The 26,066-nt window shown below is 54.5% G+C and carries 27 protein-coding genes; 18 read left to right on the forward strand and 9 right to left on the reverse strand.

What is annotated here, in order from left to right:
* The first annotated feature begins 3 nt into the window (after positions 1–3).
* From Ga0123461_RS00130 to Ga0123461_RS00155, 6 genes are all read left to right on the forward strand, one after another.
* The gene (locus tag Ga0123461_RS00130; protein ID WP_100276485.1) at positions 4–456 is read left to right on the forward strand and encodes a CBS domain-containing protein; all 453 of its coding nucleotides are present in this window, start codon (positions 4–6) and stop codon (positions 454–456) included.
* Between the two features lie 2 nt (positions 457–458).
* The gene (locus Ga0123461_RS00135; protein ID WP_100276486.1) at positions 459–1,772 is read left to right on the forward strand and encodes an ArsB/NhaD family transporter; all 1,314 of its coding nucleotides are present in this window, start codon (positions 459–461) and stop codon (positions 1,770–1,772) included.
* A 9-nt stretch (positions 1,773–1,781) separates the two neighbouring features.
* Positions 1,782–2,444, forward strand: coding sequence for an O-methyltransferase (locus Ga0123461_RS00140; RefSeq protein ID WP_100276487.1), 663 nt, complete (start codon positions 1,782–1,784; stop codon positions 2,442–2,444).
* Between the two features lie 96 nt (positions 2,445–2,540).
* Positions 2,541–2,864 (forward strand): EF-hand domain-containing protein, encoded by a 324-nt coding sequence (locus Ga0123461_RS00145; protein WP_100276488.1) that lies wholly within the window; start codon positions 2,541–2,543, stop codon positions 2,862–2,864.
* A 95-nt stretch (positions 2,865–2,959) separates the two neighbouring features.
* Positions 2,960–3,601 (forward strand): metal-dependent hydrolase, encoded by a 642-nt coding sequence (locus Ga0123461_RS00150; protein ID WP_100276489.1) that lies wholly within the window; start codon positions 2,960–2,962, stop codon positions 3,599–3,601.
* Between the two features lie 180 nt (positions 3,602–3,781).
* Positions 3,782–4,282: an EF-hand domain-containing protein gene (locus Ga0123461_RS00155; protein WP_198507074.1), complete on the forward strand. Its 501-nt coding sequence runs from the start codon at positions 3,782–3,784 to the stop codon at positions 4,280–4,282.
* A 69-nt stretch (positions 4,283–4,351) separates the two neighbouring features.
* Here Ga0123461_RS00155 and Ga0123461_RS00160 read toward each other — a convergent pair whose 3' ends face one another.
* Positions 4,352–5,311 (reverse strand): 2Fe-2S iron-sulfur cluster-binding protein, encoded by a 960-nt coding sequence (locus Ga0123461_RS00160; protein WP_100276491.1) that lies wholly within the window; start codon positions 5,309–5,311, stop codon positions 4,352–4,354.
* 131 nt (positions 5,312–5,442) lie between these two features.
* Between Ga0123461_RS00160 and Ga0123461_RS00165 the strand changes: the two genes are divergently transcribed.
* Complete coding sequence (locus tag Ga0123461_RS00165; protein ID WP_198507075.1) at positions 5,443–6,681, forward strand: glycosyltransferase family 4 protein; 1,239 nt, start codon at positions 5,443–5,445, stop codon at positions 6,679–6,681.
* A 1-nt stretch (position 6,682) separates the two neighbouring features.
* Here Ga0123461_RS00165 and hemC read toward each other — a convergent pair whose 3' ends face one another.
* The 4 genes from hemC to Ga0123461_RS00185 form a co-directional block, all read right to left on the reverse strand.
* A complete protein-coding gene (hemC, locus tag Ga0123461_RS00170; RefSeq protein ID WP_100276493.1) occupies positions 6,683–7,609 on the reverse strand; it encodes a hydroxymethylbilane synthase in 927 nt (308 codons plus the stop codon).
* A gap of 76 nt (positions 7,610–7,685) precedes the next feature.
* On the reverse strand, positions 7,686–8,222 hold the full coding sequence (gene rsmD, locus Ga0123461_RS00175) for a 16S rRNA (guanine(966)-N(2))-methyltransferase RsmD (RefSeq protein ID WP_100276494.1): 537 nt from the start codon (positions 8,220–8,222) through the stop codon (positions 7,686–7,688).
* The gene (locus tag Ga0123461_RS00180) at positions 8,219–9,526 is read right to left on the reverse strand and encodes a M16 family metallopeptidase (protein ID WP_100276495.1); all 1,308 of its coding nucleotides are present in this window, start codon (positions 9,524–9,526) and stop codon (positions 8,219–8,221) included. The genes rsmD and Ga0123461_RS00180 overlap by 4 nt, the downstream gene beginning before the upstream one ends.
* Entirely contained in the window at positions 9,523–10,998 is a 1,476-nt protein-coding gene (locus Ga0123461_RS00185) for a M16 family metallopeptidase (protein WP_232710245.1), read from the reverse strand. Before Ga0123461_RS00185 ends, Ga0123461_RS00180 begins: the two co-directional genes overlap by 4 nt.
* On the opposite strand from Ga0123461_RS00185, the gene Ga0123461_RS00190 reads away from it, so the two are divergent.
* The 10 genes from Ga0123461_RS00190 (at position 10,999) to Ga0123461_RS00235 (ending at position 21,541) form a co-directional block, all read left to right on the forward strand.
* Positions 10,999–12,402: a diguanylate cyclase gene (locus Ga0123461_RS00190; RefSeq protein ID WP_100276496.1), complete on the forward strand. Its 1,404-nt coding sequence runs from the start codon at positions 10,999–11,001 to the stop codon at positions 12,400–12,402.
* Positions 12,403–12,631: 229 nt separating this feature from the next.
* Positions 12,632–14,185 (forward strand): bifunctional phosphoribosylaminoimidazolecarboxamide formyltransferase/IMP cyclohydrolase, encoded by a 1,554-nt coding sequence (gene purH, locus Ga0123461_RS00195; protein ID WP_100276497.1) that lies wholly within the window; start codon positions 12,632–12,634, stop codon positions 14,183–14,185.
* Positions 14,186–14,195: 10 nt separating this feature from the next.
* Complete coding sequence (gene purD, locus Ga0123461_RS00200) at positions 14,196–15,473, forward strand: phosphoribosylamine--glycine ligase (RefSeq protein ID WP_100276498.1); 1,278 nt, start codon at positions 14,196–14,198, stop codon at positions 15,471–15,473.
* A 1-nt stretch (position 15,474) separates the two neighbouring features.
* Positions 15,475–15,948: a 5-(carboxyamino)imidazole ribonucleotide mutase gene (purE, locus tag Ga0123461_RS00205; RefSeq protein WP_100276499.1), complete on the forward strand. Its 474-nt coding sequence runs from the start codon at positions 15,475–15,477 to the stop codon at positions 15,946–15,948.
* Positions 15,914–16,501: an L-threonylcarbamoyladenylate synthase gene (locus tag Ga0123461_RS00210; RefSeq protein WP_232710247.1), complete on the forward strand. Its 588-nt coding sequence runs from the start codon at positions 15,914–15,916 to the stop codon at positions 16,499–16,501. The genes purE and Ga0123461_RS00210 overlap by 35 nt, the downstream gene beginning before the upstream one ends.
* Before the next feature lie 31 nt (positions 16,502–16,532).
* Positions 16,533–18,209, forward strand: a complete 1,677-nt coding sequence (locus Ga0123461_RS00215) for a cytochrome c biogenesis protein ResB (protein ID WP_232710249.1) — start codon at positions 16,533–16,535, stop codon at positions 18,207–18,209.
* 52 nt (positions 18,210–18,261) lie between these two features.
* The gene (gene ccsB, locus Ga0123461_RS00220) at positions 18,262–19,503 is read left to right on the forward strand and encodes a c-type cytochrome biogenesis protein CcsB (protein ID WP_100276500.1); all 1,242 of its coding nucleotides are present in this window, start codon (positions 18,262–18,264) and stop codon (positions 19,501–19,503) included.
* 52 nt (positions 19,504–19,555) lie between these two features.
* Positions 19,556–20,419 carry a UTP--glucose-1-phosphate uridylyltransferase GalU gene (gene galU / locus Ga0123461_RS00225; RefSeq protein ID WP_100276501.1) on the forward strand — a complete coding sequence of 288 codons (864 nt, stop codon included), beginning with the start codon at positions 19,556–19,558 and terminating at the stop codon, positions 20,417–20,419.
* Positions 20,416–21,069, forward strand: coding sequence for a tRNA (adenosine(37)-N6)-threonylcarbamoyltransferase complex dimerization subunit type 1 TsaB (gene tsaB / locus Ga0123461_RS00230; RefSeq protein WP_157819178.1), 654 nt, complete (start codon positions 20,416–20,418; stop codon positions 21,067–21,069). Before galU ends, tsaB begins: the two co-directional genes overlap by 4 nt.
* Positions 21,062–21,541, forward strand: a complete 480-nt coding sequence (locus Ga0123461_RS00235) for a low molecular weight protein-tyrosine-phosphatase (protein ID WP_100276503.1) — start codon at positions 21,062–21,064, stop codon at positions 21,539–21,541. The genes tsaB and Ga0123461_RS00235 overlap by 8 nt, the downstream gene beginning before the upstream one ends.
* A gap of 39 nt (positions 21,542–21,580) precedes the next feature.
* Here the strand turns inward: Ga0123461_RS00235 and Ga0123461_RS00240 are convergent, their stop codons facing one another.
* The 4 genes from Ga0123461_RS00240 to xseB are packed head-to-tail and all read right to left on the reverse strand — an operon-like array spanning position 21,581 to position 25,291.
* On the reverse strand, positions 21,581–22,330 hold the full coding sequence (locus tag Ga0123461_RS00240) for a TlyA family RNA methyltransferase (RefSeq protein ID WP_100276504.1): 750 nt from the start codon (positions 22,328–22,330) through the stop codon (positions 21,581–21,583).
* A 2-nt stretch (positions 22,331–22,332) separates the two neighbouring features.
* Entirely contained in the window at positions 22,333–24,189 is a 1,857-nt protein-coding gene (dxs, locus tag Ga0123461_RS00245) for a 1-deoxy-D-xylulose-5-phosphate synthase (protein WP_100276505.1), read from the reverse strand.
* Entirely contained in the window at positions 24,186–25,076 is an 891-nt protein-coding gene (locus Ga0123461_RS00250; protein ID WP_100276506.1) for a polyprenyl synthetase family protein, read from the reverse strand. The genes dxs and Ga0123461_RS00250 overlap by 4 nt, the downstream gene beginning before the upstream one ends.
* Positions 25,076–25,291 carry an exodeoxyribonuclease VII small subunit gene (gene xseB, locus Ga0123461_RS00255; protein ID WP_157819179.1) on the reverse strand — a complete coding sequence of 72 codons (216 nt, stop codon included), beginning with the start codon at positions 25,289–25,291 and terminating at the stop codon, positions 25,076–25,078. The genes Ga0123461_RS00250 and xseB overlap by 1 nt, the downstream gene beginning before the upstream one ends.
* Positions 25,292–25,382: 91 nt before the next feature.
* Here xseB and lipB point away from each other — a divergent pair, with 91 nt between their 5' ends.
* The gene (gene lipB, locus Ga0123461_RS00260; RefSeq protein ID WP_100276507.1) at positions 25,383–25,991 is read left to right on the forward strand and encodes a lipoyl(octanoyl) transferase LipB; all 609 of its coding nucleotides are present in this window, start codon (positions 25,383–25,385) and stop codon (positions 25,989–25,991) included.
* Positions 25,992–26,066 lie beyond the last annotated feature (75 nt).

Genomic DNA, 26,066 nt, shown 5'->3' on the forward strand with positions numbered 1-26,066 from the left:
CCTATGAAACTGATGGATGTTGTTGTGCCCACCGGCGTTGTGCTTCCGGGCATGAAAATCGGGGATGCGTTCCGCGAGTGTACGATTCATAACGTGGGCGGCCTGCCCTACTGCAATGCCGAGGGAAATATCGTCGGCCGGTTCTCGCTTCGGCATACCTTCAAATGCCTCTGTGTTCCTGACGACATGGCCCATCACGCTCACCTTCTCGGCGACAGGATCTGCAGTGAGAGTACGCCGGAGGTGGTCAGCGGTGAGATCCTGAATATGACGGTTGACCGCTACATTATCGAAAATGTTGCGACCATCACCCCCTCCTCCCCGGTGATCAAGGCGCTCTCCATCATGGAGAAGTTCAATTCCAACTATATATTCCTGCTCGACGGGGAGCGCTATGTCGGAGTGATAACGCGCATGGCGATTGCCGGCCTGCTGCTCAAATATCATAAATTCTGATTATGGTTGAATATTCCAATATGCTGACTACAGATATGTTGATCGCTCTGGCTGTAATGTTCGGGGCCTATGTCTTGATCTTCAGCGAGATACTGCATCGCACCAGCGCCGCCATTATCGGCGCCGTGGTGATGATCGGGGTTGGTACCGCAGCAGGGTTCTATTCGCAGGATATGGCGATTGAGGCCATCGATGGTAATACGATACTGCTGCTTACGGCGATGATGATGGTTGTGGCAAGGCTACGCCCGACCGGCGCCTTCGACTACATCGCTATCATGCTTTCCAAGTTTTCCAATGGTGATTCGAGGCTGCTGCTGATCTATCTCAGTCTGGCGGTAAGTATGATCAGTATGTTCCTCGATAATGTAACCACGGTAATCATCTTTGCCCCGATCACGGTGCTGATTGCCCGTATCCTTCAGATCAATCCACTGCCATTCCTGATGGCTGAGGCGATGCTCTCCAATATCGGCGGTGCAGCCACACTGGTCGGCGATCCCCCCAACCTTATGATCGGCACTGCAGGTGGCATCGATTTTAACCGCTTCCTCATTCACATGGGCCCTACTATTTTTCTGGTCTGGTTCTGCACGGTGTTGTTGATTCTTTTTGTATTCCGTAGCTACCTCATTAAGGTTGAGAATCACATCGACCTGAATGAAAAGAAGGCCATTCGCGACCCCAGGGCATTGATACAGGCATGTTTCGCCCTTGCTGTGATTATCGTGCTGTTTTTCCTGCATCACCATCTCCACCTCTATCCCGCCTATGTCGCATTTATTGGCCTCTGCATCGTACTTGTGCTGCAGCGGCCCGAGCCCAGCGTCCTGTTCGGGCAGGTGAACTGGTCGGTGCTCGCCTTCTTTGTCGGCCTGTTCATTATTGTCGGTGGCGTGGACAGCTCCGGGCTGTTGCGCTGGGTTGGCCTGCAACTTGTCGATATCGCCCGTGACCCGGAAAGGTTGATGCTGACAGGACTTGTAGTGATGTGGTGCGCTGCACTGTTGAGCGCGATCATCGATAACATTCCCTTCACGGTTACAATTATTCCGATCATTTTGGGGCTGGAAACGATGGGTGTTAATATCACCCCGCTGTGGTGGGCGCTTGCGATTGGCGTTGGCCTTGGCGGCAACGGCACGCATATAGGGGCGACGGCCAACCTGATCGCAATCGCCGAATCGGAGCGCTGCGGAATTAAAGGGGCCGCTATTACGCCGGCCGGATGGATGAAGGTGGGTATTCCCACGATGTTTTTCAGTCTGATGATTGCCAGCATCGCCTATTCACTTTTCTTCTCCACATTCTTATAGGTGGCATATATGGCAAACCGCACGATTAACATGAACGAAAAACTTTACGAATACCTGCTTGAGATGGGGCTGCGTGAACCGGAAGTGCTGGCTCGCCTGAGGCATGCGACCGAGGCTGAGGAGCTCTCTATCATGCGCTCTGCCCCTGAGCAGTGCCAGTTGATGGCAATGCTGATTCAGCTGACGGGTGCAAAGCGGGTGATCGAGGTTGGCACCTACACCGGTTATGCGACGCTCTGGATGGCGCTGGCCTTGCCTGATGATGGTGAGATCGTGACCTGTGATGTCTCAGAGCGCTGGAGCTTTGTCGCCCGGAGATTCTGGGAGGATGCGGGCGTGCAGGATAAGGTTCAGCTTTACCTGCGCCCTGCCCTTGAAACACTCGATGAGCTACTGGAGTGCGATGAGGAGGAGAGCTTCGATTTCGCCTTTATTGATGCGGATAAAGAGAACTATGATCACTACTATGAGCGCTGCCTGAAGCTGCTTCGACCGGGCGGTTTGATGGTGGTTGATAATGTGCTGTGGGGTGGCAGTGTGATTGATAATAGCAACTGTACTGCAGCAACGGAGGCGATTCGCATATTCAACAGTAAACTGAAGGTGGACGCACGCATCGACCTGGTCATGCTGCCTGTAGCAGACGGGGTGACACTGCTCATTAAGCGCTGAAGGGGAATTTCTGCGAACAGTGGTGCTGCAATCCCGGCTGAATAGCTGGTCAAGCTGTTGCAGTATCTCAGGAGTAGCCGAAGCGGAGGTATACAGATGAAACCATTACATACGCTCGCAGTGGCGCTGCTGGCTCTTATGTTATCAGCCACTCCGGCTTTCGCGGGCGAAAGCAGTGCGGGCGCGTTCGATGCCAATGGCGATGGGCAGATTACCTTTGAAGAGGTGATGAAGCGGCTGGAGAAGTCAGCCCGAGCCACCTTCGACTCCATGGATCGAAACAAGGATGGAGTCATTTCGGATAAAGATTTTGACGATGTTCGCGAAGGTATGGATAAACTGGAAAAGTGGTTTGAAGATCTCCTGAGGCCGTTCCTGCCAGAGGAAGCTCCGGAGGAGCCGGAGCAGTTGGAGGTTTAGCCGGCCACTTATCAAAATGATGGCCGTGAGCGGGCTCACGGCCATACAGGGCTAACCGTGCCAGCCTCCCCTCCTTGAAGATGAAGGGAGGAAGCATGGCTAATTTCAGGACCCACCTTACGGTTTCTGCTGCTGCTTCATTAGCAGCTACGGCGGTAGTCATGCAGGCTGAACCACTAACCCAGATGGAAGCACTGCTGCTTTTTTTGCTCGGCCTGCACGCAGGATTACTTCCCGACATTGATTCCGATCACTCCATACCCACCAGGTTGCTGTTTACGATATTCAGTTTTGCCACTGCAATTGCCGTACTGTTTCTCTTTTATACAGAATTAAGTCTCATCCCTTTGCTCCTTCTGGCACTGCTTGCGGCACTATCCGTGCGTTTTATTCTCTATCCTCTGTTTGCTGCCACGACGGAACACAGAGGTCTGTTTCATTCGGTTCCAGCAGCCTTGCTGTTCGGGATGGCCCTGTTCTTTGCAGGTGACCGTCTCTTTGGCTGGCAGGCTGAATTTGCCTGGTTGGCTGCAGGATTTGTCAGTGGTGGTTATCTTTTGCACCTGCTGCTCGACGAGATTTACAGTGTGAATTTTATAGGTGCTACGGTGAAGGACTCTTTTGGTACGGCGCTTACCCTGTTCAGCAGGAGGTCATGGTTCTCCTATATGCTTCTCTATGCGGCTGTAGGCATTGCCGTTTGGGTGGCGTCGCCTGCACAACTACTTATCCTCTAAGCGCATTCTGAATACCAGCGCAATATTTTAATTATATTTTAATTTGCTAATAAGAGGGTGCCGATAAGCTGCCGACAAATTTTCAGCCGGGCTTGTCACGGTTGGTGAACGCAAGTGCATGCGTTATGATTTGCGATGCTCGGAATTTAACGCTCAACTGCTGGAGAAAGGGGAATGTTGATGAAAAAGTTTGTACTATTTGCAGGGTTTATGATGCTGGCGACGTCTGTTCAGGCAGCCTTTATGCCCTCCTATGACCCACAGGAGACGGCGGACCGGGTGATGAAGGTGAAGGATGCCAACCATGATGGTGTCATTGATCCTGCTGAGTTTGAAGCGATGGCGGTACACAAGTTCAAAGAGATCGATACCAGCGGTGACGGTGTCATCAGCGGTGATGAGATGTTTGCGCATCGTTATGCAGGCCGCTCAGAGATGGATATCAAAACGCCAGCCGTGAAAAAAAACATCATTAACAATATCATGAAGCGCTGGGATCACGATAAGGATGGCCAGATCAGCAAGGATGAGAAGTTGGAGCCAGCCCGTAATGAATTCATGCGTATTGATCGGGATCTGGATCATAAAATCACCCGTGATGAGCTTGTTTCACACTGGGAGCGCAAGCTGAGGGACCTCAAAAAAAGCCAGGACGAAGCTTCAGGTAAAGACGGTGATTAATAGTTCATTCGCGTACGATGAACACTGCAGCCACCCAATAGGGTGGCTGTTTTTTTTGTCGCTAAATCTTTAACCAAAGGCGTCGCTATGGATGGCTGATTCGTCCATACCATGGGTGACGCAGCTCTTGCGCATGGAGGTGACAACTTCTGAGTCGCCGCAGAGAAAAGCTACCCAGTTGCTGTCGGATGCAAGTTGGGCGGGGATATGGCTGTCGATCGGGCCGCTCAATCCACCTTCTGGAGCTGCCTCGTTCAACAGGCAGGGGATATAGCTGAAATTATTGTGCTTATCGGCCACTCCTCGTAACAGTTGATCGTAGTAGAGGCCATCACTGCTCAGGGCACCATGAAGCAGTCGAATCTGCTGGCTGTGGCCAGAGGCGAGGGCATCGCGAAGGATGCCATAAATAGGCGCCAGCCCTGTTCCGGTGCCGGCCAGCAGCAGGGGGCGATCGGCATACCCTTTGCGGTAACAGCAGTCGCCCATAGCATCGCTTAACAGTATCTCGGTGCCGCACTGCAGATGATCAATAAACCAGTTGCTCATTTTCCCGTCGGGCAACAGCCGGATATGAAACGCCAGTTCACCATCACTCGGGATACTTGCCAGTGAGTAGCTGCGCGCCAGTCCATCTTCAGGCCTGATCAGATTCACGAACTGGCCCGGCCGGTAGTTGAACCCATCCGGTCGCTTCGTTGTTAGCCGAATGACGGTTGGGTTCAGGTACTCCAGCCCGGTTACAGTAGCCGGAATAAATTCATCCCTTCTATCCGGAGGTGTGATTTCAAAATCGGATTCTGGTTTACAGAGGCAGGAGAGAAAGTAGCCCTTCTTCTTCATGGCGGGCCTGATGCCTGCCTGCGCTGCAGCAGGGGGCGTTCCTTTTACTGCTTTGACCATGCATGACTGACAGAAGCCGCCGCGACAGCCATAGGAGATCGTGCCGCCCTGCCTGTTTACGCCATCAAGCAGGGTCTCATCACTTTCACATTCGTAGGCTTTCCCCTGATAAATCACTGTTGGCATGAAAACTCCAAAACTTAAAAAATCTCAGCTACTCTGTACCCAAAGGTTTGTAATTCAACGCAAAGACTTTGGGGCTATTGACCCGTGGGGTAGCCACTGGTGAGATGGCGCCCATGTCATCTGAACATAACATGAGTATATTGATCGTCGGAAGCCTCTGGCCTGAGCCCGTTTCATCGGGTGCGGGGCTTCGCATGCTGGAGCTAAGCCAGCTCTTTGTGCGGCAAGGGTGGCGAGTCACCTACGCTTCCACCGCTGCTGAAAGTGAACATTCGGTTGATCTTAAGCTGATTGGAGTAGGGGCCGCCGAAATTATGGTGAACGACAGCAGCTTCGATGCATTCATCGCAGCCCTTCAGCCCGATATTGTGCTATTTGATCGCTTTACGATGGAGGAGCAGTTCGGCTGGCGGGTAGAAAAGGTGTGTCCGGATGCGATGCGCATTGTTGAAACGATCGACCTGCATCTATTGCGTGATGCGCGCCATAACGCTTTCAAGCAGAGCCATGCGGTCACCTGCGAGCTATCAAAAAATGAGTTGTCCAATGAGGTCGCCATACGCGAAGTTGCATCACTCTTGCGTTCTGACCTCGCCATTCTGGTCTCAAGTTACGAGATGGACCTGCTCAAGGAGCAGTTCGGCATCGATCCCGCATTGATTCACTGCTGCCCCTTTATGTTTGATGAGAGCGATATTTGCAGTGAAACGCCTGAATTTGGCCAGCGCAGTAACTTTGTCACTATCGGTAACTTTCGCCACGCGCCGAACTGGGATGCGGTCTTGTGGTTGAAACAGGAGATCTGGCCGAAAATAAGGGCGGAACTTCCTGAGGCCGCGATGTTGATCTATGGTGCTTATATCCCGCCCAAAGCAACTGCACTGGATGATAAAAAAAGCGGTTTCCGGGTTCTTGGCCGCGCCGAAGATGTCTCTGTCGTCATGTCCCAGGCTCGTGTCTGCCTCGCACCGCTTCGTTTCGGAGCGGGCATCAAAACCAAACTGGCTGATGCCATGATGAACGGTACACCTAATGTCACCACCTCTGTTGGTGCAGAGGGGATGCATGATGGATTGCCATGGAGCGGTTTGGTGGCCGATAGCGCTGAGGTATTTGCAGGAGCGGCAGTCTCGCTCTACCGCGATGAGTCAGCTTGGATGGCTGCAAGGCAGCACGGCTTTGATATTGTGCAATCACTGTTCAGCGCTGAGAAGAATGGAGCGGCACTGGTGGCGCGCATATTAGAGGTTCGCGGCAACCTTAAGCAGCACAGGCTCAATAATTTTACCGGCGCGATGTTGCGTCACCATCACCAGCGCAGCACGGAGTTTATGTCACGCTGGATCGAAGCTAAAAACCGTAAGCTTTGAATTAGTGCCCTTCTGCGTAGAGCGCTTCGAGGATCGGACGGGCTCCGGCATCAAGTACCTCATTGGCCAGTGCAGTGCCGATAGCTTCGGCATCTCTGCTATGCCCTGTTGCTTCGCGAACAATGACAACCTTACCGTCGACTGAACCGACCAAGCCTTTCAGATGCAAAGCATCACCATCGAGTGTGGCGTATGCGGCAATCGGTACCTGACAGCCGCCTTCAAGGGTGGCCAGAAAAGCGCGTTCGGCTTTGGTACGAACGACGGTTTCAGGGTCATTCATCTGATCAACCAGTGCATTGATCAACTCATCGGCATCGCGGGTCTGAATGCCAAGCGTGCCCTGTGCTACCGCCGGTAACATCACTTCGGTATCGATGAACTCGTGCATCTGCGCCGCCATATCCATGCGGCATACACCTGCTGCAGCCAGAATCACTGCATCGACCTCTACGCCAAGCTTGGAGAGGCGAGTCTGGATGTTGCCGCGAATGGAGGTGAAAATGAACGAGGGGTATTTAGCCTGAAGCTGGGCGATACGGCGCAGGCTCGAGGTGCCGATTGTTGACCCTTTAGGCAGCGAGTCCAGGCCACCGCCAGTAATGGTTGCGATGGCGTCACGCGGATCTTCGCGTTTTGGATGGGCGCGAATACTGGTTCCTTCCGGCAAAGCAGTAGGCACATCTTTCATCGAATGCACTGCGATATCAGCACGGCCATCAAGCAGTGCCTCATCAATCTCTTTGGTAAACAGCCCTTTGCCACCCACCTGTGCCAGCGGCACATCGAGAATTTTATCACCTTTGGTGACAATCTTGACCAGCTCGGTGGTGACGGATGGGTCGAGCCGCTTCAGTTCAGCCGATACATATTCAGCCTGCCACAGGGCAAGTGGGGAACGACGGGTCGCAATACGGATATGAGTCACAGTAACCTCCTGATCAGGAAGCGAACCGTAGCGTTGAAGCCTTTATTAGGAAACCTCTGATATAAATGCTCTGAAATCAGGCGATTCGCGAAAGAAAGTGAAGGGTGGAATCACCGTAACGGCGGCTCTGTTTACATTGCCATCCAGCAGGCCAGAGAGGCTCCACGCGTGCCGACTCCTCAATCACCAGCTGTTCGCAACCGATCCCATGCTGGTCCAGCCACTGTGGCAGCCTGTCGGTAAAACCCTGCTGGTATGGGGGGTCGGCAAAGATCAGATCGAACTTCTGGCCGCTCAGCATGGCCAAGCCCTTCTCGACCGTAGCTGTTTTGATTTGCCACGCCTCTTCAAGGCGCCATGTTGTTCGGATCGCTGAAAGGTTGCGAGTCAGGTTGCGATTTTGCTCGATTGAGAGTGCCGAAGCAGCGCCGCGCGATAGTGCCTCCAGCGCCATGACACCGGAGCCGGAAAAAAGGTCGAGCAGACTCAGTTCCTCGACAGAGCCGAGAATGTTGAACAGTGCCTGGCGAACCTTTGCCGGTGTCGGACGCAGCCCTTCAACATCAGGCACATTAAGCACCCGGCCGCGCAGAGAGCCAGCTGTAATTCTCACTTCAGACCTGCTCCGACCCGGACGCGATTCCACTCATCAGGGTTCAGGTAGGCGGCAGCCTGTTCGCGCAGCTGTTGCAGCGAGACGGCATCAATCCGTTCAGTCCAAACGCTGAGATAATCAAGCGGCAGGTTATAAAATCCGATCATGGCAATCAGTGAAACCCTTTCTCGGTTGGAGTCCATGCGCTGGGCGAAGCTGCCTGTAAGATTCTCCTTACTGGCGGTGAGCTGTTTTTTGGTGACTTTACCGGCAGCCATCTCTGCAAGCACAGTGCGAACCACCCCTTCAGCTTCACCGGCCTGATCGCCGCGCGTACTCAGGCTGATTACGAAAGGACCGTTGGTCGCCAGCGGTGCAAAGTAGGAGTAGACGCCGTACACAAGGCCGCGCTTTTCACGCACCTCCTCCATCAGCCGTGAACCGAATCCGCCACCACCCAGGATATGATTCAGGACAAAGGCCGGGAAAAAGTTCGCATCACCGCGCGTAGGCCCCAGGCGCAGCAGTTGAACCTGTGTCTGGCTGGTTGGCAGTTGCACATCCGCATGTTTGCCGCGTACAGCCTGTGGCGGAATGATATCATTCAACCCTTTGGCGGGAGCACCTCTCCAGTCAGCCAGCTTTTTCTCCAGCAGCGGCCTCAGTTCATCCATCGTAATGTCGCCGCTGACGGCAAGCACAGCCCCCTGCGGTTTGACCTGGCTGGCATAGAGTCTTTTGAGGTCATCGAGTTCAATCTGAGAGAGTGATGCCAGGGAGCCATTCGGACGATGGCCGTAGGGGTGGCCGGCAAAGAGCAGCCCGGCCGCAGCTTCTGATGCCTGGGCACCCGCATCCTCCAGCTCTTTCTGGGCCGATGCCAGGGCGTCCTGTTTCATGATGGCAAAGCGCTTGCTGTTCCAGCCCGGCTGCAGCAGTGCTTCGGCAAGTGCATCAATGCCCGGCTTCAGAACATCCTTGAGGGTGGTGAGTGACAGGTTTAGCTCATCACGGCCGACATCGCTGCCCAGCTGGATTGCATCGCTATCGAGGAGGTCGGCCCATGTCTCGTGGGCATGTTGTGAGGTATGGTCGGAGAGCATTGAGGCCAGCAGGCTGGCTGTGCCCCCCTTGTTCGCGGCATCAAAACGGGAACCTGCCGCCATGGTAAGGCGCATCGACACCATCGGTACGTTGTGCGCCTCCATCAGCAGAATACGAAGGCCGTTTTCAAGGTGCGCCTCCTGAATCGCCGGCACGGCATGTGCCGAAGGTGTGAAAGGCAAAAGCAGCAGTACGAGTGTAAACAGGCGATACCTCATGATTTCACCTCCGGCAGCAGAACACCTGTGGTGGAGCGCTCCCGCTTCAGCCAGCGGCCCATAGCCTGCTTGATATCATCAGTCGTAACGCTGCGGATCGATTCCAGCCAAAGATTGCGGTTGTTGGCGCCAATGCCGACCACCTCCATGCGACCGATCTCTTTGGCGCGCAGATAGAGCGAATCCTGAGCGAAGACCTCCGCGGCGATGATGTTGCGCTTGGCCGCATTCAGCCTTTTTTCATCAACCTCATGGTTCGCCATGTTATCCAGCAGTGACCAAAGGCTTTTCTCAAAAGCTTCCGGCGTCTGGCCGGGACCGAGCATGCCATAGGCATACCAGAGGTCGAGCCCCATACCATGAGCATCGTATCCTGCACCCGCAGCAAACGCCTTGCGCTGCTCATCCACCAGTTCGCGCTGCAGGCGTGCTGCCCTGCCCCCGGCAAGTATCTGGGTCGCAAGTGTAAGTGCTGCTGCCTCACGATCATTTTCGCCCGGCTTCCAGACAGGCACAGGCACGGTGATGGCCAGCATCGGCAGCTGGGCCGGAAGAGTTACCTGAATACGCTTGGCGCCAAACGTTTTGGGCTCGACCGGATTAAAGCGGGCGGGAACCGGCCGTGCTTTCATGCGGCCGAAGGTATTAGCCACTGTTTTCTTCGCCTGCTCAAAATCAACATCGCCAACCACGACCACGACGACATTGCCCGCAACGTAGTGCTTTTTGTAAAAGGCTTTCACATCCTCGATGGTCAGTTTTTCCAGATCCTGCATCCAGCCGATCACCGGGTTGCGGTAAGGGTGCAGGCGCAGGGAAGCTGCGGAGAGCTCCTCGAACATGTGGCTGTTGGGATCATCCTCGGTGCGCATGCGCCGCTCCTCCATGATCACCTTGATCTCCTTCTGGAAATCCGCATCGCGCAGCTTGAGGTTGGCGAAGCGCTCGGCCTCCATCGCCAGCACCTCATCGATGCGCTTGGCTGGCACGGTCTGGAAATAGGCGGTGTAGTCGGTTGAGGTGAAGGCGTTGTCGTTGCCTCCCATTGCCGAGATGCGTTTGCTGTATTCGCCCGGTCCGAGTTTGTTGGAGCCCTTGAACATCATATGCTCGAACACATGTGCCAACCCCGTTTTGCCCGGTAGTTCGTCACGCCCGCCCACCTTAAGCCAGACCTGCACCATGGCAACGGGGGCCGAGTGGTCCTCTTCTACGATCAGTTTGACGCCGTTTTTGTAGGTTGCTTCTTTAAGTTCCGCTGCCTGAACAACGGGTGTCAGGCTTATCAGCAACAGAAATGTTAGCAGTAGCTTGGGCATGGGCTCTCCGGTAGGGAATTTGTCAGGGTGGCGATCATGATTCAAAGCCGGTTGGCGTGCAAATCGGTATGATTGCATCAGCAGCGTAAACTTTTCGCGCTTCCACATGAGAAATGACCCATAAAGCTTAAATTTGTCTGCTATAATAGACATATGCTCCGTCGCTCCCTAGCTGCTCAGGTTGCCCTGATTCTTGTTGCCACCTTCCTTCTCAGCGGGCTGGCATACAGTCTCCTTTATCACCGTTTCGAACATGACGCTGTAGAAGGCCTCATGCTTTCCCAGTCGAAGGTGCTGTTCCGTCAGATCCAGCTCACCCGCCACTGGAACTCTAATTATGGCGGGGTTTATGTGCTCAAACGCTCGGGCATGGAGACCAACCCCTATCTCTATGAGGTGGGACCGAAAGAGGGGGAGAAGGCGGATATCCGACCCGAGATCACCGATCTCGATGGTCATGTCTATACCCTCAAGAATCCTGCCCTTATGGCGCGCGAGCTTTCGGAGCTGAGCGGTGCCCGATCAGACATTCGTTATCACCTTACAAGCCTTAAGCCGATTAACCCGGGAAACAGCCCAGATGCCTTTGAGCAGGAAGCGCTCGAAGCGTTTGAGAGCGGAATAGGCGAGTGGTTCGGTGTTGATGAGGATGATGAGCGGTTTCGATACATGGCTCCTTTGAAGGTGGAAAAGTCGTGTCTCAAGTGCCACGGTTTTCAGGGTTATAAGCTTAACGGTATTCGCGGTGGACTTGCCATCAGCCTGCCAATGAAGAGTGCCATCGAGATGACGCAGGCTGGGCGGATGATCACGATTGCAGGCGGCGTTGCTGCTATTCTATCCGTGCTTCTGGTGCTGTGGGTTCTGCTGAAGCGGCTGATCCTTCGGCCGATCAAGATGATGGAGTTGTTCGCATCCCGTATAGGTTCAGTCGATGAGGTCGGTTTCGAACTGCCTGCTCGCGACGATGAGATAGGAAGGCTGTCGCGTGTGCTGGCCACTACCGAGAAAGAGGTGCGCAGGCAGCAGCAGGAGTTATTGGCACAGGCAAAGAGCATGGATTATGATCGACGGCACGATCAACTGACAGGGCTCCATAATCGCCGCCACCTCCATCTTGAGGGAGAGGTGCTTTTTGCTCTGGCGCGTCGCGAAGGATTTGAAGTCAGCGTCATGATCCTCGATATTGATCATTTCAAGGAGCTGAATGCCAGCCATGGACATGCCGCCGGTGACAAGGTGCTGGTTGAGATCGCTCAAATGCTGCTCGGGCACAGCCGCACCTACGACCTTCTGGTTCGCTTTGGAACTGGGGAATTCGCCATTGTTGTGCAGCATTGCAACACGGTTGAAGCCAATCATATCGCAGATAGATTCCGTAAAGATGTGGCGGAGCTCAAAGTCCATTGCGAAGCTGAGGTCATTCAGGTTACCTGCAGTATTGGTGTCTGCAGCAGTCGTGTGAAGGAGCTTGAGCAGATGATTCTTGCCGCTACCGAGGCGACCTACAAAGCCAAGGCTGATGGCAGAAACAGGGTGTGCCACTCAAAAAAATAAATAAGTCAGAAGTGAGCTGTTCGCATCGAAACCCTTGATTTATCAGTTGGTTGAAAGGTTTGAAGGCCGGCCTTGGCCGATTTGCCACAGTTCAGCGAAACAGAGGTTGCGTAAATAGGCTTGAGGCGCGTGAAGCCAGAAGTCGTTGCATGTGCTGTTCTTTGTTGCTTCCCAACGGCCAATGCGTAGCCTTCCGATCCCTTTTATTTTCCATTTCGGAGTGGCTCACATGGCTTCTATCAAACAGGCGCTGATCAGCGTTTCAGACAAAACAGGCGTGGAGGTTTTTGCCAGAGCGCTGGCTGACCGCGGCGTAAAAATCCTCTCCACCGGTGGCACGGCCAAGCTGCTGCGCGAGGTCGGGATCCAATGCCGCGACGTATCGGACTACACCGGATTCCCTGAGATGATGGATGGCCGCGTCAAAACGCTGAATCCGAAGGTGCATGGCGGTATTCTTGCCCGCCGCGACAACGAGGGTGACCTTGCATCGATGGCTGAGCACGGTATCGAGCAGATCGATCTGGTCTGCGTTAATCTCTACCCTTTCCGTGAAGCGGTGGCTAAAGATGGATGCACGATTGATGATGCGATTGAGAATATCGATATTGGTGGCCCCTGCATGGTTCGTGCCTCTGCCAAAAACCACAAGTTTGTTACCATCGTCGTTGACCCCTCAGATTACGAAATGATTATCCACTCCATTGATGCCGACAGCCTGAATGAAGAGATCCGCCGCGGACTGGCGACCAAGGCCTTTGCCCATACGGCTGCCTACGACGGGGCGATTGCCAACCACTTTTCGGCCCTGAATACAGACGGCTCCAAGCGCAAATTTCCTGACATCTTTACGCGTCAGTTTATCAAGACGGCCGATGAGCTACGTTACGGTGAGAACCCGCATCAGGATGGTGCCTTCTATGCGGATATCGAAGATGAGGGCCTCTCTCTCGCTGACTGCGAAGTGCTGCAGGGCAAGGCACTCTCCTACAACAATATTGCTGATGCTGATGCTGCATTCGCCTGCGTACGCGACTTCTCTGACAATGCAGCCGTGATCGTTAAGCATGCCAACCCATGCGGTGTGGCCGTAGGCGGTTCACAGGAAGAGGTTTACGAGCGCGCTCGTGCCGCTGATGCCACCTCTGCATTCGGTGGTATTGCTGCCTTCAATCGTCCGCTTGAGGTAGAGGCTGCAAAGTTGATTGCCGAAACCTTTATGGAGGTGGTGATTGCACCGGGCTTCTCCGAAGCTGCCCGTGAGGCGCTGGCTGCCAAGAAGAATCTTCGCCTGTTGTTGGCGCCATCGGTTGATGCGGTATCCGGGGGCTGGGAGTTTAAACGTGTGAACGGTGGCCTGCTGGTGCAGGAGCGTGATGCGCATATCCTTGATCGCGATGCATGCCGGGTAGTGACTGAGCGCGCCCCTACAGAAGCGGAATGGAACGATATGCTCTTTGCCTGGTCTGTAGCTAAACATGTGAAATCTAACGCCATTGTCTTTGCCAAGAATGGTACTACGCTCGGTGTGGGTGCGGGCCAGATGAATCGTGTGAACTCTACCCGTATCGCTGCGTTTCATGGTGGTGATGCAATCATCGGTTCAGCAGTAGCTTCCGATGCATTCTTCCCATTCCGTGACGGTGTTGATGCACTGGCTGATGCAGGTGCAAAAGCGGTGATTCAGCCGGGTGGCTCGATGCGTGATGACGAGGTGATTGCGGCAGCGAACGAACACGGACTGGCGATGATCTTCACCGGCATCCGCCACTTCAGGCATTAAGGAGCACTGAATGAAAGTATTGGTTGTCGGCGGCGGTGGTCGCGAACATGCACTATGCTGGAAGCTGAAGCGCTCCCCCAGTGTCTCTGAGGTGGTTTGTGCTCCTGGTAACCCAGGCATAACCCGCGATGCGCGCTGTGTGGATATCAGTGCCGAAGATGTCGATGGTCTGATGGGCCTTGCTTTGGCAGAGAAGCCAGATCTGGTGGTGATAGGCCCTGAAGTGCCTCTGGTGCTGGGGCTGGGCAACCAGTTGCGTGCCGAAGGGTTTCCCGTTTTCGGCCCGGACAAGGCGGCAGCGAATCTCGAGGGTAGTAAATCCTTCTCCAAACGCTTGATGTATGAAGCAGGCGTGCCGACTGCGCGTTTTGAGGTGCATGTCGATGTCGATGAGGCTGTAGATACGATCCGTTCATGGGGGGCTCCAATTGTGGTGAAGGCCTCAGGTCTTGCTGCCGGCAAGGGCGTTGTTGTAGCGCAGACGGAGAAAGAGGCGATTGATGCGGTGCGTGATATGCTCTCTGGTAACAGTTTCGGCGATGCCGGTTCCCAGGTCGTGATTGAGGAGTGCCTGATTGGAGAAGAGGCAAGTTGCCTGTTCATCGTTTCTGGCGACACCATTCTTCCGCTGGCCTCTTCGCAGGATCACAAGGCGCTGCTTGATGGTGATAAGGGGCCTAATACCGGTGGCATGGGCGCTTACTCCCCTGCCCCATGTGTGACCGCGGATGTGGAAAGCGTGGTGCTGGAAACGATCGCCCGGCCTATTATCGCGGCACTGAAAAAGCGCGGCGCAGAGTTCATCGGAATCCTCTACGCCGGTGTGATGCTGACTGAAGAGGGGCCTAAGACACTGGAGTTCAATGTGCGTTTCGGTGATCCAGAGTGCCAGCCGCTGATGAGCCGGTTGAAATCCGACCTTGGCCTGGTGCTGTTGGCTGCTGCCAACAAGGCGCTGGATGGGGTGACGCTGGAATGGGAAGAGGGAACGGCGCTCTGCGTGGTGGTAACCTCTGAGGGTTATCCCGCAAGCTTCGAGAAAGGCCAGGTCATTGGCGGCCTCGATGCCGTTGAGGCAGCCGGCGCTGCTGTTTTTCATGCAGGTACTGCTGAAAAGGATGGTGCTATCGTCAATGCAGGTGGTCGTGTGCTGGGTGTTACAGCTGTAGCGCCGACGGTGAAAGAGGCACAGTCCATCGTTTATGGGGCGCTCGAAAAGCTGGAATGGCCGGGTGCTTTTTATAGAAAAGATATTGGCTACCGCGCAGTAGCCAGAGGAGAGGGTTAACATGGAAGCGATTAAAGTATTGATCCTGATGGGCAGCAAATCCGACATGCCTGTGATGCAGAAAACAGAGGGTGTGCTGGAAGAGTTCGGCGTTCCTTACAAGACGATGATTCGTTCGGCTCACCGGACGCCTGAAGCGACCGTGCAGGCGGTTAAAGAGGCTGAAGAGGCGGGATGTAAGGTGTTTATCTGTGCCGCAGGCATGGCTGCGCATCTGGCTGGCGTAGTCTGCTCCAAGACTGTGAAGCCGGTCATTGGTGTTCCGATAGCATCAGGCCCCCTGAACGGAGAGGACGCGCTGCACTCCACTGTCATGATGCCGCCGGGATTGCCGGTGGCGACGGTGGGTATCAATGCCGCCAAGAATGCCGGTCTTCTGGCCGTGCAGATGCTGGCCCAGAACGATGAGCGGTTGGCAGATTTACTGAAGGCTGATCGAGTTGCACAGGCAGAGGCGATTCTCGCTGAAGACTAAGGTCAGCCAGAAGCTTGCCGCCCTCAGGGTGGCGAAAGTGCTGAAGCAGGGCGGGGTGATTGCGCATCATACACACACTCTGCCGGGTGTGGCGGCAGACCCGCATATCCCCGCCGCAGTGGACAAGCTGGTTTCTTTCAAGCGACGTATGGGCCCCTTTCTCCTGCTGGCCGATTCGGTGCAGACGGCAACCGGGTTGATCCGTTTTTATTCGCCGGAGCTGCGCAGAATCATCCGCCGTTCGTGGCCAGGTCCCTTTACGCTGGTGATACCTGCAAAGCCAGGGCTGACACCGATTTGCTATCGCAACAGCACACTTGCCGTACGGGTTGATGCAAGTATTCAGACCCGGCAGCTGGCCGCGGCCTGCGGAGGACTGTTGCTATCCTCCAGTCTTAACCGCAAAGGCGGAGCCCCAACGGAGCCTGGCCGCAAACTTCGCATGCGCTGGAATCGGCACCTTGATGCTGTGCTGCAAGGAGCTGTCAGTACAGGCAAAGCCTCAACTCTATTGCGTGTATGGCGCAATGATTGCACCACAATTCGGCCATGACGCCGCGCTGATGAATGGCTAACATGCCGACATGAATTCTTTCTCCGATTTTTTGAAACAGTTGTGGCAGAGGCTTGGTTCGATGTCACTGGCCATTGTACTGCTCATGGTACTCTCTATTGCATCGGTCATCGGTACCGTGCTGCTGCAGAATCAGGATCAAACCGATTACCTGCAACAGTTTGGGCCGCTCTGGTACTGGGTGTTCCGCTCGTTGGGTCTGTTCGACATGTACCATACATGGTGGTTCCTCACCCTGCTCGGCTTCCTGATGCTTTCACTGACTGCCTGCCTGTGGCGCAATGTTCCGAAGATGCTCAAGGAGATGCGCAGCAATAAGGTGACGCTCAACGAGCGCTCGCTTAAGCGCATGGAGCTTCTACAGCACTGGAAACTGAAATCGGTGATGTCGGTGGAAGAGCTGGAGCAGGCCTTTCGCAAGCAGCTCTACGGTTGGAACTTCAAAGCAGTTGAAGAGAATGGCCAGCACTTTGTCCGCGCTGATAAGGGGCGGAACCACAAATGGGGTTACATCCTGGTGCATTCGGCGATCCTGATCGTTCTTGTGGGTGGCTGGATAAGTGTGCAGTTCGGTTTCCGCGGCAACATGGCTGTGGCTGAAGGCTCCATGGAGAAGCAGATCTCCTTTTTGAAGGGGACCGAATCGGCAACACTCGACATGCCATTTCAGGTGCGCTGTAACTCGTTCGATATTGACTTCTTCCAGACTGGTGCGCCGAAAGAGTTTCGCAGCAACCTGACCATTATTGATGAGGGTAAAGAGGTGCTTACCTCCGATATCATCGTCAACGAACCGCTTTTCTACAAAGGCGTCTATATCTACCAGGCAAGCTTTGGAGATGGTGGTTCCGATATCACCTTCAAGCTGTTCCACATGGACGGTAGCCAGAAGACACGCATGGCACAAACCGGAGTTTACAAAACCTGGAAGGATCCGGAGACCGGTATATCGCTGGAGGTGACCGACTTCAGACCCTACAACGTCGAGAATATTGCCGAAAATCTTGGTGAGAAAAAGTTTAAAGATATCGGGCCATCCGTTGAGTATGTGATCCGTGGCTCCGGCATCAAACCGGTCAAGGTTAAGTCGTACATGAACCCTTATATGGGGCCTGACGGGCAGAACCAAGGCTCGTGGATGATGGTTTCTCTTACCGGTGATGCCAAGGATTACCAGCCGGTAGCGCTGGGATTGGATATGACCAGTCCTGATGAGTGGAAGCTGTACAACGCTTTTATCAGCCACCTCTCCAAGCTACAGGAGACGTCAGATAATAAGGCGAAATACGAAGCGTTCCAAAAAGCCACTCATGATGTTTATGGTGATTCTCCTCCCGAGAATATCCGGGATATTAGCATACGTACGGTGCAGGCAGTAAACATGCTCCCGCAGCTGCCATGGCCAGTGATTCCTATGCTGGATGATTTTGAGCACGTCTATTACACCGGCCTGCAGCTGGCCAAAGACCCCGGAATGAATGTGGTTTGGATCGGCAGCGCAATCCTTGTTTTCGGCCTCTGCATCATGTTTTATATGCCGCATCGCAAGCTGTGGCTCGTTATTCGCGCCACTGAAGCTGGCGCAGAGGTTTCTCTGGCAGGCATGACCAACCGTAATCAGATCGCTTTTAAAGAAACCTTTAACGATCTGTTCATAAAACTTGATAAAGAGTTTGGCCGCAGCTGAAGCCTGACCGAATCTGTTGCCGGCCCGGAGTGGGCCAAAAAAGGAGAAATGCATGACTGCAATGACTGCTGAACCGTCGATCTGGGAGTTGGTGAATCGCGGGCGCTGGGCGTTCCTTCGCTTCTATGCCTATATTGGAGCATCGCTCGGTATCTCGGCCATGGCGATGTATGCACAGGGAGGCTATAACGAGGATGCGTTTCTCTATCAGATTCTCAGCACTCAGGGGCTGCTATGGGGCGGAACCGGCGCCCTGATTGGCGCAGCTCTTGCCGCAGTTGTGATCACCATAAAGCCAGCCCTGCTTCAGGGTCGCGTAGCTCCAAACACTGTGCCGTGGCTGGATGGCATGCTGCTGATGGTAATTCTTGCTGCTATTGCCGCACTGTTTGAGCCTGATGCCAGCCAGATCTCCTATGAAGACCAGTCCAACCTTATTGCTGGCAGCATTATCATGGCCATGAATGTCGTATTTATCTTCTCAGCCGTGGCTTACATCGCTTATCTGTTTGCACCTGAGAACTTCATTGGCCGTATTGCCACCGGCTCGGCTTACTTCGGTATTTATGCCGGCGGCACTGCCCTGCTGCTGCGCTGGCATGAGTCCTATATGATTGATGTAGAGATCGGACACGCGCCAGTTTCCAACCTGTATGAAGTGTTCATCGTACTGTTCATGATTACAGCGGCCGTTTACCTCTCGTTTGAGCGCCGCTATGGAGCCAAGGGCATGGGGGCCTTCGTCATGTTCCTTGTTTCCGCAGGTGTATTCTTCGGTGTCTGGTTGGACTCGATTGGACAGGCTGATATCAAGCCGCTTGTGCCTGCCCTGCAGTCTTACTGGATGAAGATTCATGTGCCGATGAACTTTGTCGGTTACGGTGCATTCGCAGTCGCTTGCGCAGCTGGAATGGCCTATCTGCTGCGTCATGGAATGGAGGCACGAGGCAGCAGTTCGAAGATGTTGAAAGTTCTCCCGACTCTGGAGCAGCTTGACCAGCTTGCTTACAAGTCCGTTGCTGTCGGGTTCCCCGCCTTTACGCTGGCAACCATTCTCGGTGCAGCCTGGGCTGCTGAAGCTTGGGGTGGTTACTGGTCCTGGGATCCAAAAGAGACCTGGGCACTGATCGTATGGCTGGTTTACGGTGCTTACCTGCATGCCCGCGTTTCACATGGCTGGCATGGCAAAGCTCTGGCCTGGTGGGCCGTGGCCGGGTTCCTGGTGACTATTTTCTGCTTCCTAGGTGTGAACATGTACCTTTCCGGCCTGCACTCCTACGGCCGCCTCAGCTGATCGGAAAGCTTTGTGCTATACTGGGAATCATTAAGTTAAGAGGGATCCCAACATGAAACCGTTACGCAAAATTATCTTCCCGGCCGCAGGGCTTGGCACCCGTTTCCTGCCCGCCACCAAGGCGAGCCCCAAGGAGATGCTGACGATTGTCGATAAGCCGCTGATTCAGTATGGGGTCGAAGAGGCGATTGCCGCCGGTATGGGTGAGATCATCATGGTTACAGGTCGCGGCAAGCGCGCCATTGAGGATCATTTTGATATTTCGGCGGAGCTCGAAGCCAATCTTAAAAGTGCTGGCAAGAGCGCTCTCTACAAAGAGGTTTCACGTGTGGCACGAATGGCGGAGGTGATCTACCTTCGCCAGAAAGAGGCGCTGGGCCTCGGCCACGCGGTGCTTTGCGCGCGCCACTGGGTGAGTGACGAGCCGTTCGGTGTGTCACTAGCTGATGAGTTGATCATCCATGAGAAACCGGCAATGCAGCAGTTGCGTGAGGTCTACGACCAAACGGGCTGCTCGGTGATCGGCCTTATTCAGGTGCCAGCCAGCGAGGTTTCCAAGTACGGCATTGTTGATTACACGACTGAAGAGGGAGGACTGTTGCGGCTAACCGACATGGTTGAGAAGCCTGGCATGGATGAAGCGCCCTCCGATATGGCAATGGTAGGCCGATATATATTCACGCCGCGGTTGATGCAGCTTCTGAAAGCGGTGCAGCCAGGCAAGGGTGGCGAGATTCAGCTTACTGATGCCATTGCAGTGCTGGCGAAAGAGGAGCCTGTCTACGGTGTCTTACTGGAAGGACAGCGTTTCGATGCCGGTAATCCGGAAGGTTTTTTACTGGCCAATGCAGTCATTGGTTTGCAGCACGCAGAGTATGGCGAATCGTTGCGCAAATCTCTGCAAGAGTACTTGTGAAGCCCGATAATATTCTGGCGCTGGATACGGCGTTCGGTGAGATATCGGCCTGTATTCATACGGCTGAAGGCTCCTTTCTGTCAGCGGCTGCCACAGAACACGGAAAAACCCGTTCAACCAGTATCGTACCGATGCTCAATGGACTGCTGAACCGGGCGGGACTTACGTGGAATCAACTTGACCTTATGGCACTGGGAGCAGGTCCCGGTTCATTTACCGGTCTGCGTATTGCAGCTGCGACTCTGGCAGGCATCAACAGCGGCATGAAGCTGCCGATCCTGCATCTCTCTTCTCTGGCAATTACCGCAAGACAGGCTGATGTAAGCGACCCACTCTGGGTGCTTGAGGATGCGCGTGCCGGCGAGGCCTTTGCCGGTTTATATCAAGAGGACCTGGTAGTTGGTGAAGACCGCTGCCTTAGGTGGGATGAGGTGATTGCGGAGCTGGAGCCCGGGTTGTTTGCCTGCCATAACGAGCCACCAGTAACGCTGGCGGGCTGGCAGCGGATGCCGTTGACTATGACGCGCTCAGAAGCACTTCTGGCTGCGGCACTGGCTGAGTTGGAGCGGGCTGATCTACCAACGCTGCCCTGTTATCCAGAGCCGGTTTATCTGCAGCGCTCACAGGCGGAGAAGAATATCTATGGCTGAAAATCATAAAGAGAAGGTCCTGTTTGTCTGCCTTGGCAATATCTGCCGCTCACCCTTAGCGGAAGTTGTTGTACGTGGCGTAGCAGCGCAGCGCGGACTCAATCGTTACCATTTCGAGTCTGCAGGCACAGGTGACTGGCATGTTGGTGGCCCTGCTGATCCCCGTTCTGCAGCCAAGGCGAAAGAGAAGGGATTGGACTTAAGTCGCCATCGCGCACAGCAGGTTACTGCCCGAAATTGCCAGCAATGGGACTGGATGATCGCTATGGATAGTGACAACAGAGCCAACCTGCTGCGTCTGGGAGTACCCGAATCACGCATTCTGATGATGCGCCAGTTTGAGGTTGAGACTGGCCACGCCCCTGATGTGCCCGACCCCTACTACGGCGGTCCGGATGGCTTTGAAGATGCCTATCTGATGTTGGTGGCTAATGCTGAGAAGTTGTTAAATCATCTGGAGAGCTTCAAATAAGGGCTGTACCCTTGTGGCGAGCATAACACGGTTTTTTAGCTAATTGTTACGTTTCAACCCCAGTAGGTACTCAACATTACCCTTGGGCCCGTGGATTGGAGACTCTTCAATGCCGATGATCTCTGCGCCGAAGAGTTCGGACTCCACCATCGTGGTTACCCGGCCAATAGCCCACTGACGCCACTCATCCTCACGCACCACACCTTTAATCAGGTGATTGGGGTCAACTTCAAACTGCGGTTTAATAAGCGCCACGCACCAGCCTCCCGCTTTTACGAAAGGCCATGCACATGGAAGTACACGGGTCAGCGATATGAATGAGGTGTCGATGACCAGTGCATCAATGGCTTCTGGGATCAGTTCAGGGGAAAGTTTTCGAACATGCGTTTTTTCTAGGTTAATGACGCGCTCATCATTCTGGAGCTTGTAGTGCAGCTGCCCGTGGCCAACATCAACAGCATATACTTTGACTGCCCCGTTCTGCAGCAGCACATCGGTAAAGCCGCCGGTGGATGCGCCGACATCAAGCGCCACTATGCCATGGGTATTGAACGGAAATACTTCCAGAGCTCTCTCAAGTTTGAGGCCGCCGCGCGACACATAACGCAGCACCTCGCGAACCTCAATCTCGGCATCTTCGCGGAACTGCATGCCTGGTTTGTCCGCCTTCTGACCTGCAACATAGACAAGTCCGGCCATAATCATGCGGGCAGCCAGATCGGCTGAGTCACTCAGCCCCCTATCGAAGAGGATCTGATCAAGGCGCCGTTTTTTTGCTTTTGCTGCCAAGGTTAATGGTCGCGCAGCTGCTTGAGTATGCCTTGTGAATCCATTTTTAGATCCCGAAGCAGTTCATTCTGGGTGCCATGGACAGGGAAATTGTCGGGCATGGCAATATGGATGAACGGCCCGCTCCACCCTGACTTCAGTGCGGCCACGGCAATCTCCTGACCGATACCTCCCTGAGCGATCCCCTCTTCAACCACCGCAAGCTGCTTACCCTGCTTCAGGTGAGAAAGAATGGCCTCCACATCCAGCGGTTTGATAAAACGAAGGTTCAGTAGTGTCAGTGCACGGCCATCTTCCTTGCGCAGGGTTTCAACCGCAGACAGCGCGTCGCGAACGCGGCTGCCGACTGCAACCACCAGCCCGTCACTGCCCTCTTCAAGGACTTCGGCCTTGCCGACTGGCAGCACGGAGCTGCTGGAGATATCAACACCGTAACCGTTACCGCGAGGGTAACGGATGGTCACCGGCCCGTTGATTTTGCGGGAGGTGGCGAGCATCTTTTTGAGCTCAGCTTCATCCTTGGGAGCCATCACGGTCATGTTCGGAAGATTGCGCATAAAGGCGATATCGAACATGCCGGCATGCGTTGCGCCATCAGCGCCGACAATGCCTGCCCGATCAAGACAGAAGGTGACCGGAAGGTTCTGGATGCAGATATCGTGAATGATCTGATCGTAACCGCGCTGCATAAAGGTGGAGTAGATCGCCACATAGGGGCGTTTACCCGCGACGGCCAGTCCACCAGCAAAGGTGACAGCATGCTGTTCGGCAATGCCAACATCAAAGCAGCGTTCAGGGTGACGCTTGGCAAACAGGGAAATTCCGGTTCCTGCAGGCATCGCCGCAGTGATCGCTACGATTGACTCATCATGGTCGGCCATATCGGCCAGCGTATTACCGAACACCTGCGTATAGGTGGGAGGGCAGCCTGCACTTTTGTGCGGAATACCGGTCTCAACATTGTAGGGACCAAGGCCGTGCCAGGTTTCAGGATCCTCTTCAGCCGGGGAAAAGCCGAGCCCTTTCTTGGTCACCACATGCAGAAGCATCGGCCCATCCAGCTCCTTGCAGTTGGCCAGTGTCGGCAGCAGATGATCGAAATCATGACCATCAATAGGCCCGACATAGCGGAAGCCCATCTCCTCAAACAGCGTGCCCGGTGTGATCATGCCTTTGACATGTTCCTCCAGTCGTTTCGCCGCATCCAGTGCCCCCGGCAGTTTGCCGAGTATGCGTTTGGCAGTGTCCTTGGCCTGCGTGTAGGGCTTGCCGGTAATGATGCGGGCAAGGTAGGAGGACATGGCGCCAACATTGGGTGCAATCGACATCTCGTTGTCGTTAAGGATCACCAGTAGCCGATTATTGTGGGCACCTGCATGGTTGAGCGCTTCAAATGCCATGCCGCCAGTGAGTGCACCATCACCGATGACGGCAACTACATGGTAGCCCTCATGGTTCAGGTCGCGGCCGGCAGCGATACCGTAAGCAGCCGAGATTGAAGTGGAAGCGTGGCCTGCACCGAAAGGGTCGTGCTCGGATTCACTGCGCTTGGTGAAACCGCAGAGCCCGCCATACTGACGAATGGTAGGCATGCCAGCCAGGCGGCCTGTAAGAATCTTGTGTGGGTAGGCCTGATGACCTACATCCCAGACAATCTTGTCTTGTGGTGAATTGAAGAGGTAGTGCAGTGCGATGGAGAGTTCGACTACGCCGAGCCCTGCCCCAAGATGGCCGCCGATCGGGGCCAGCGTTTCAATTAGGTAGTGGCGCATCTCGTCGGCCAGTTGCGGCAACTGCTCGGGATAGAGCGCCTTGAGATCGGCTGTGCCATGGATTCTGTTGAGAAGCTCAAACATCAGCTATCACGCTCCAAAATATAGTTGGCCAACGACTTTAGCTGGGTGCCGTTGCCGTTCAATGCTTCGCAGGCGTTGATGGCAATCTCGCGCATTTCACCAGCCAGTTCTCTAGCGCGGGTCAGTCCCAGCAGTGATACGTAGGTGGCTTTATTCTGCGCCTCATCCTTGCCTGCGCTTTTGCCAAGTTTATCGGAGCTGGCTGTAACGTCGAGGATGTCATCGGCGATCTGAAACAGCAGGCCTACTGCCTTGCCGTAACGGGAACAGGCGTCGAACTGCTCTTCATTGGCTCCGGCCAGTAGCGCGCCCGCCTCGCAACACCAGCGCAGAAGTGCGCCGGTCTTGTGCAGGTGGATGCGCTCCACGGCGAGAATATCGATGCCGGAGCTGTCGCTTTCGCTCTGGATGTCGAGCATCTGTCCGCCAACCATACCCTGGCATCCAGAGGCTACAGCCAGTGTTCGGATCAGTTCGCAGCGTAGTTCCGCAGGTATTTCAGACGCCGCCAACAGTTCAAAGGCCAGCGCCTGCAGCGCATCGGCTGCCAGAACTGCAGTCGCCTCATCAAATTTCTTGTGACAGGTAGGGTTGCCCCGACGCAGGTCATCATCGTCCATGCAGGGTAGGTCATCGTGAATCAGCGAATAGGTGTGGATGCACTCAATCGCCATGGCTGCAGCCATGGTTTTCTCAATCTCTTTGCCGCCACAGGCGTGGAAACATTCAACTACCAGCCCAGGGCGCACCCGTTTGCCACCTGCAAGCAGGCTGTAGGACATGGCATCGATCAGCCGCTCTGTCACTACTGATCTGCGTGTTTTAAGTGTGTTGATAAGCACCTTTTCCACATGCGATGCATGGGAGGCGAGAAATTCAGGAGCCTGCATCAGCTCTCGTCTTCGCTATTGCCCAGTACCTGCAGACGCTGTTCGGCTTTATCCAGCAGTGATTCGCAGCGGCGTGAGAGTTTTACGCCCTGCTCGAATGCAGCCACACTCTCTTCCAGAGGCAGCTCTCCTGACTCCAGCTTTTCGACCAGTTTGGTCATCTGCTTCAGAGACTCTTCGAATGAGAGTGTGCTTGTATCTGTTTTGCTGCTCACTGCTGGCCGCTCCTATTCCCTGAGGGGAAAAGCTGATTCTAGGAACCTATCCTCCTTGGTCAATGTGTATAACTCCGGCTAGGCTTCGCAGATGCAGATTATCCGCCATGAGCGGCAGATTTATCCCGACTCACTGGCCGAACAGGAGGCTCTGGTTGCCGCTGTTCTGGCTGGTAAGGCCGAACCGGCGCTGATCCTTACCGAGCATCCGCCGGTTTATACGATCGGTTCATCTGGCAGCGAAAATGACGTGCTGGATCGGGAGATTGATGGTGAGACAATAGTCGTTTACCCCACAGGTCGCGGCGGTGAAGTTACCTACCACGGCCCCGGCCAGCTCATCTGTTACGTGATTGCCGACCAGCGGATCGAGCAGGATTTGCATAAACATGTCTGGAGACTTGAGGAGATGGTAATCCGCACGCTGGCCGACTTCGGTATCACTGCTGAGCGCGACAAGCGCGGCATCGGCGTCTGGGTGGATGGCAACAAGATCGCTGCAGTGGGTGTGCGCTGCCGCAAATGGATTACCTATCACGGCATTGCCCTGAACATCAACCCCAATCTCAAACACTTCTCAGGCATAGTCGCCTGCGGCATGAGCGATAGCCCTGTGACATCAATGTGGCAACAGGGTGCAGAGGCCAAACGCGAGGACGTGGAGAGGGCAATTTACCAACACAGCTCAATTTTCTCTTAACTCTGGCGATAAATTGATTACATTTCAGAGCCTCGGAAAATCAGCTATTTAGAGCATGGTAAAATATTTGACTCA

The organism is Mariprofundus aestuarium (assembly GCF_002795805.1).
GTDB classification, from domain to species: Bacteria; Pseudomonadota; Zetaproteobacteria; order Mariprofundales; family Mariprofundaceae; genus Mariprofundus; species Mariprofundus aestuarium.

Bases quoted from the DNA above. Each gene is read 5' to 3' on its own strand.
- Ga0123461_RS00130 (WP_100276485.1), top strand. From the start codon at position 4: ATGAAACTGATGGATGTTGTTGTGCCCACCGGCGTTGTGCTTCCGGGC.
- Ga0123461_RS00135 (WP_100276486.1), top strand. From the start codon at position 459: ATGGTTGAATATTCCAATATGCTGACTACAGATATGTTGATCGCTCTG.
- Ga0123461_RS00140 (WP_100276487.1), top strand. From the start codon at position 1,782: ATGGCAAACCGCACGATTAACATGAACGAAAAACTTTACGAATACCTG.
- Ga0123461_RS00145 (WP_100276488.1), top strand. From the start codon at position 2,541: ATGAAACCATTACATACGCTCGCAGTGGCGCTGCTGGCTCTTATGTTA.
- Ga0123461_RS00150 (WP_100276489.1), top strand. From the start codon at position 2,960: ATGGCTAATTTCAGGACCCACCTTACGGTTTCTGCTGCTGCTTCATTA.
- Ga0123461_RS00155 (WP_198507074.1), top strand. From the start codon at position 3,782: ATGAAAAAGTTTGTACTATTTGCAGGGTTTATGATGCTGGCGACGTCT.
- Ga0123461_RS00160 (WP_100276491.1), bottom strand. From the start codon at position 5,311: ATGCCAACAGTGATTTATCAGGGGAAAGCCTACGAATGTGAAAGTGAT.
- Ga0123461_RS00165 (WP_198507075.1), top strand. From the start codon at position 5,443: ATGAGTATATTGATCGTCGGAAGCCTCTGGCCTGAGCCCGTTTCATCG.
- Ga0123461_RS00180 (WP_100276495.1), bottom strand. From the start codon at position 9,526: ATGAGGTATCGCCTGTTTACACTCGTACTGCTGCTTTTGCCTTTCACA.
- Ga0123461_RS00185 (WP_232710245.1), bottom strand. From the start codon at position 10,998: ATGTCTATTATAGCAGACAAATTTAAGCTTTATGGGTCATTTCTCATG.
- Ga0123461_RS00190 (WP_100276496.1), top strand. From the start codon at position 10,999: ATGCTCCGTCGCTCCCTAGCTGCTCAGGTTGCCCTGATTCTTGTTGCC.
- purH (WP_100276497.1), top strand. From the start codon at position 12,632: ATGGCTTCTATCAAACAGGCGCTGATCAGCGTTTCAGACAAAACAGGC.
- purD (WP_100276498.1), top strand. From the start codon at position 14,196: ATGAAAGTATTGGTTGTCGGCGGCGGTGGTCGCGAACATGCACTATGC.
- purE (WP_100276499.1), top strand. From the start codon at position 15,475: ATGGAAGCGATTAAAGTATTGATCCTGATGGGCAGCAAATCCGACATG.
- Ga0123461_RS00215 (WP_232710249.1), top strand. From the start codon at position 16,533: ATGAATTCTTTCTCCGATTTTTTGAAACAGTTGTGGCAGAGGCTTGGT.
- ccsB (WP_100276500.1), top strand. From the start codon at position 18,262: ATGACTGCAATGACTGCTGAACCGTCGATCTGGGAGTTGGTGAATCGC.
- galU (WP_100276501.1), top strand. From the start codon at position 19,556: ATGAAACCGTTACGCAAAATTATCTTCCCGGCCGCAGGGCTTGGCACC.
- Ga0123461_RS00235 (WP_100276503.1), top strand. From the start codon at position 21,062: ATGGCTGAAAATCATAAAGAGAAGGTCCTGTTTGTCTGCCTTGGCAAT.
- Ga0123461_RS00250 (WP_100276506.1), bottom strand. From the start codon at position 25,076: ATGCAGGCTCCTGAATTTCTCGCCTCCCATGCATCGCATGTGGAAAAG.
- lipB (WP_100276507.1), top strand. From the start codon at position 25,383: ATGCAGATTATCCGCCATGAGCGGCAGATTTATCCCGACTCACTGGCC.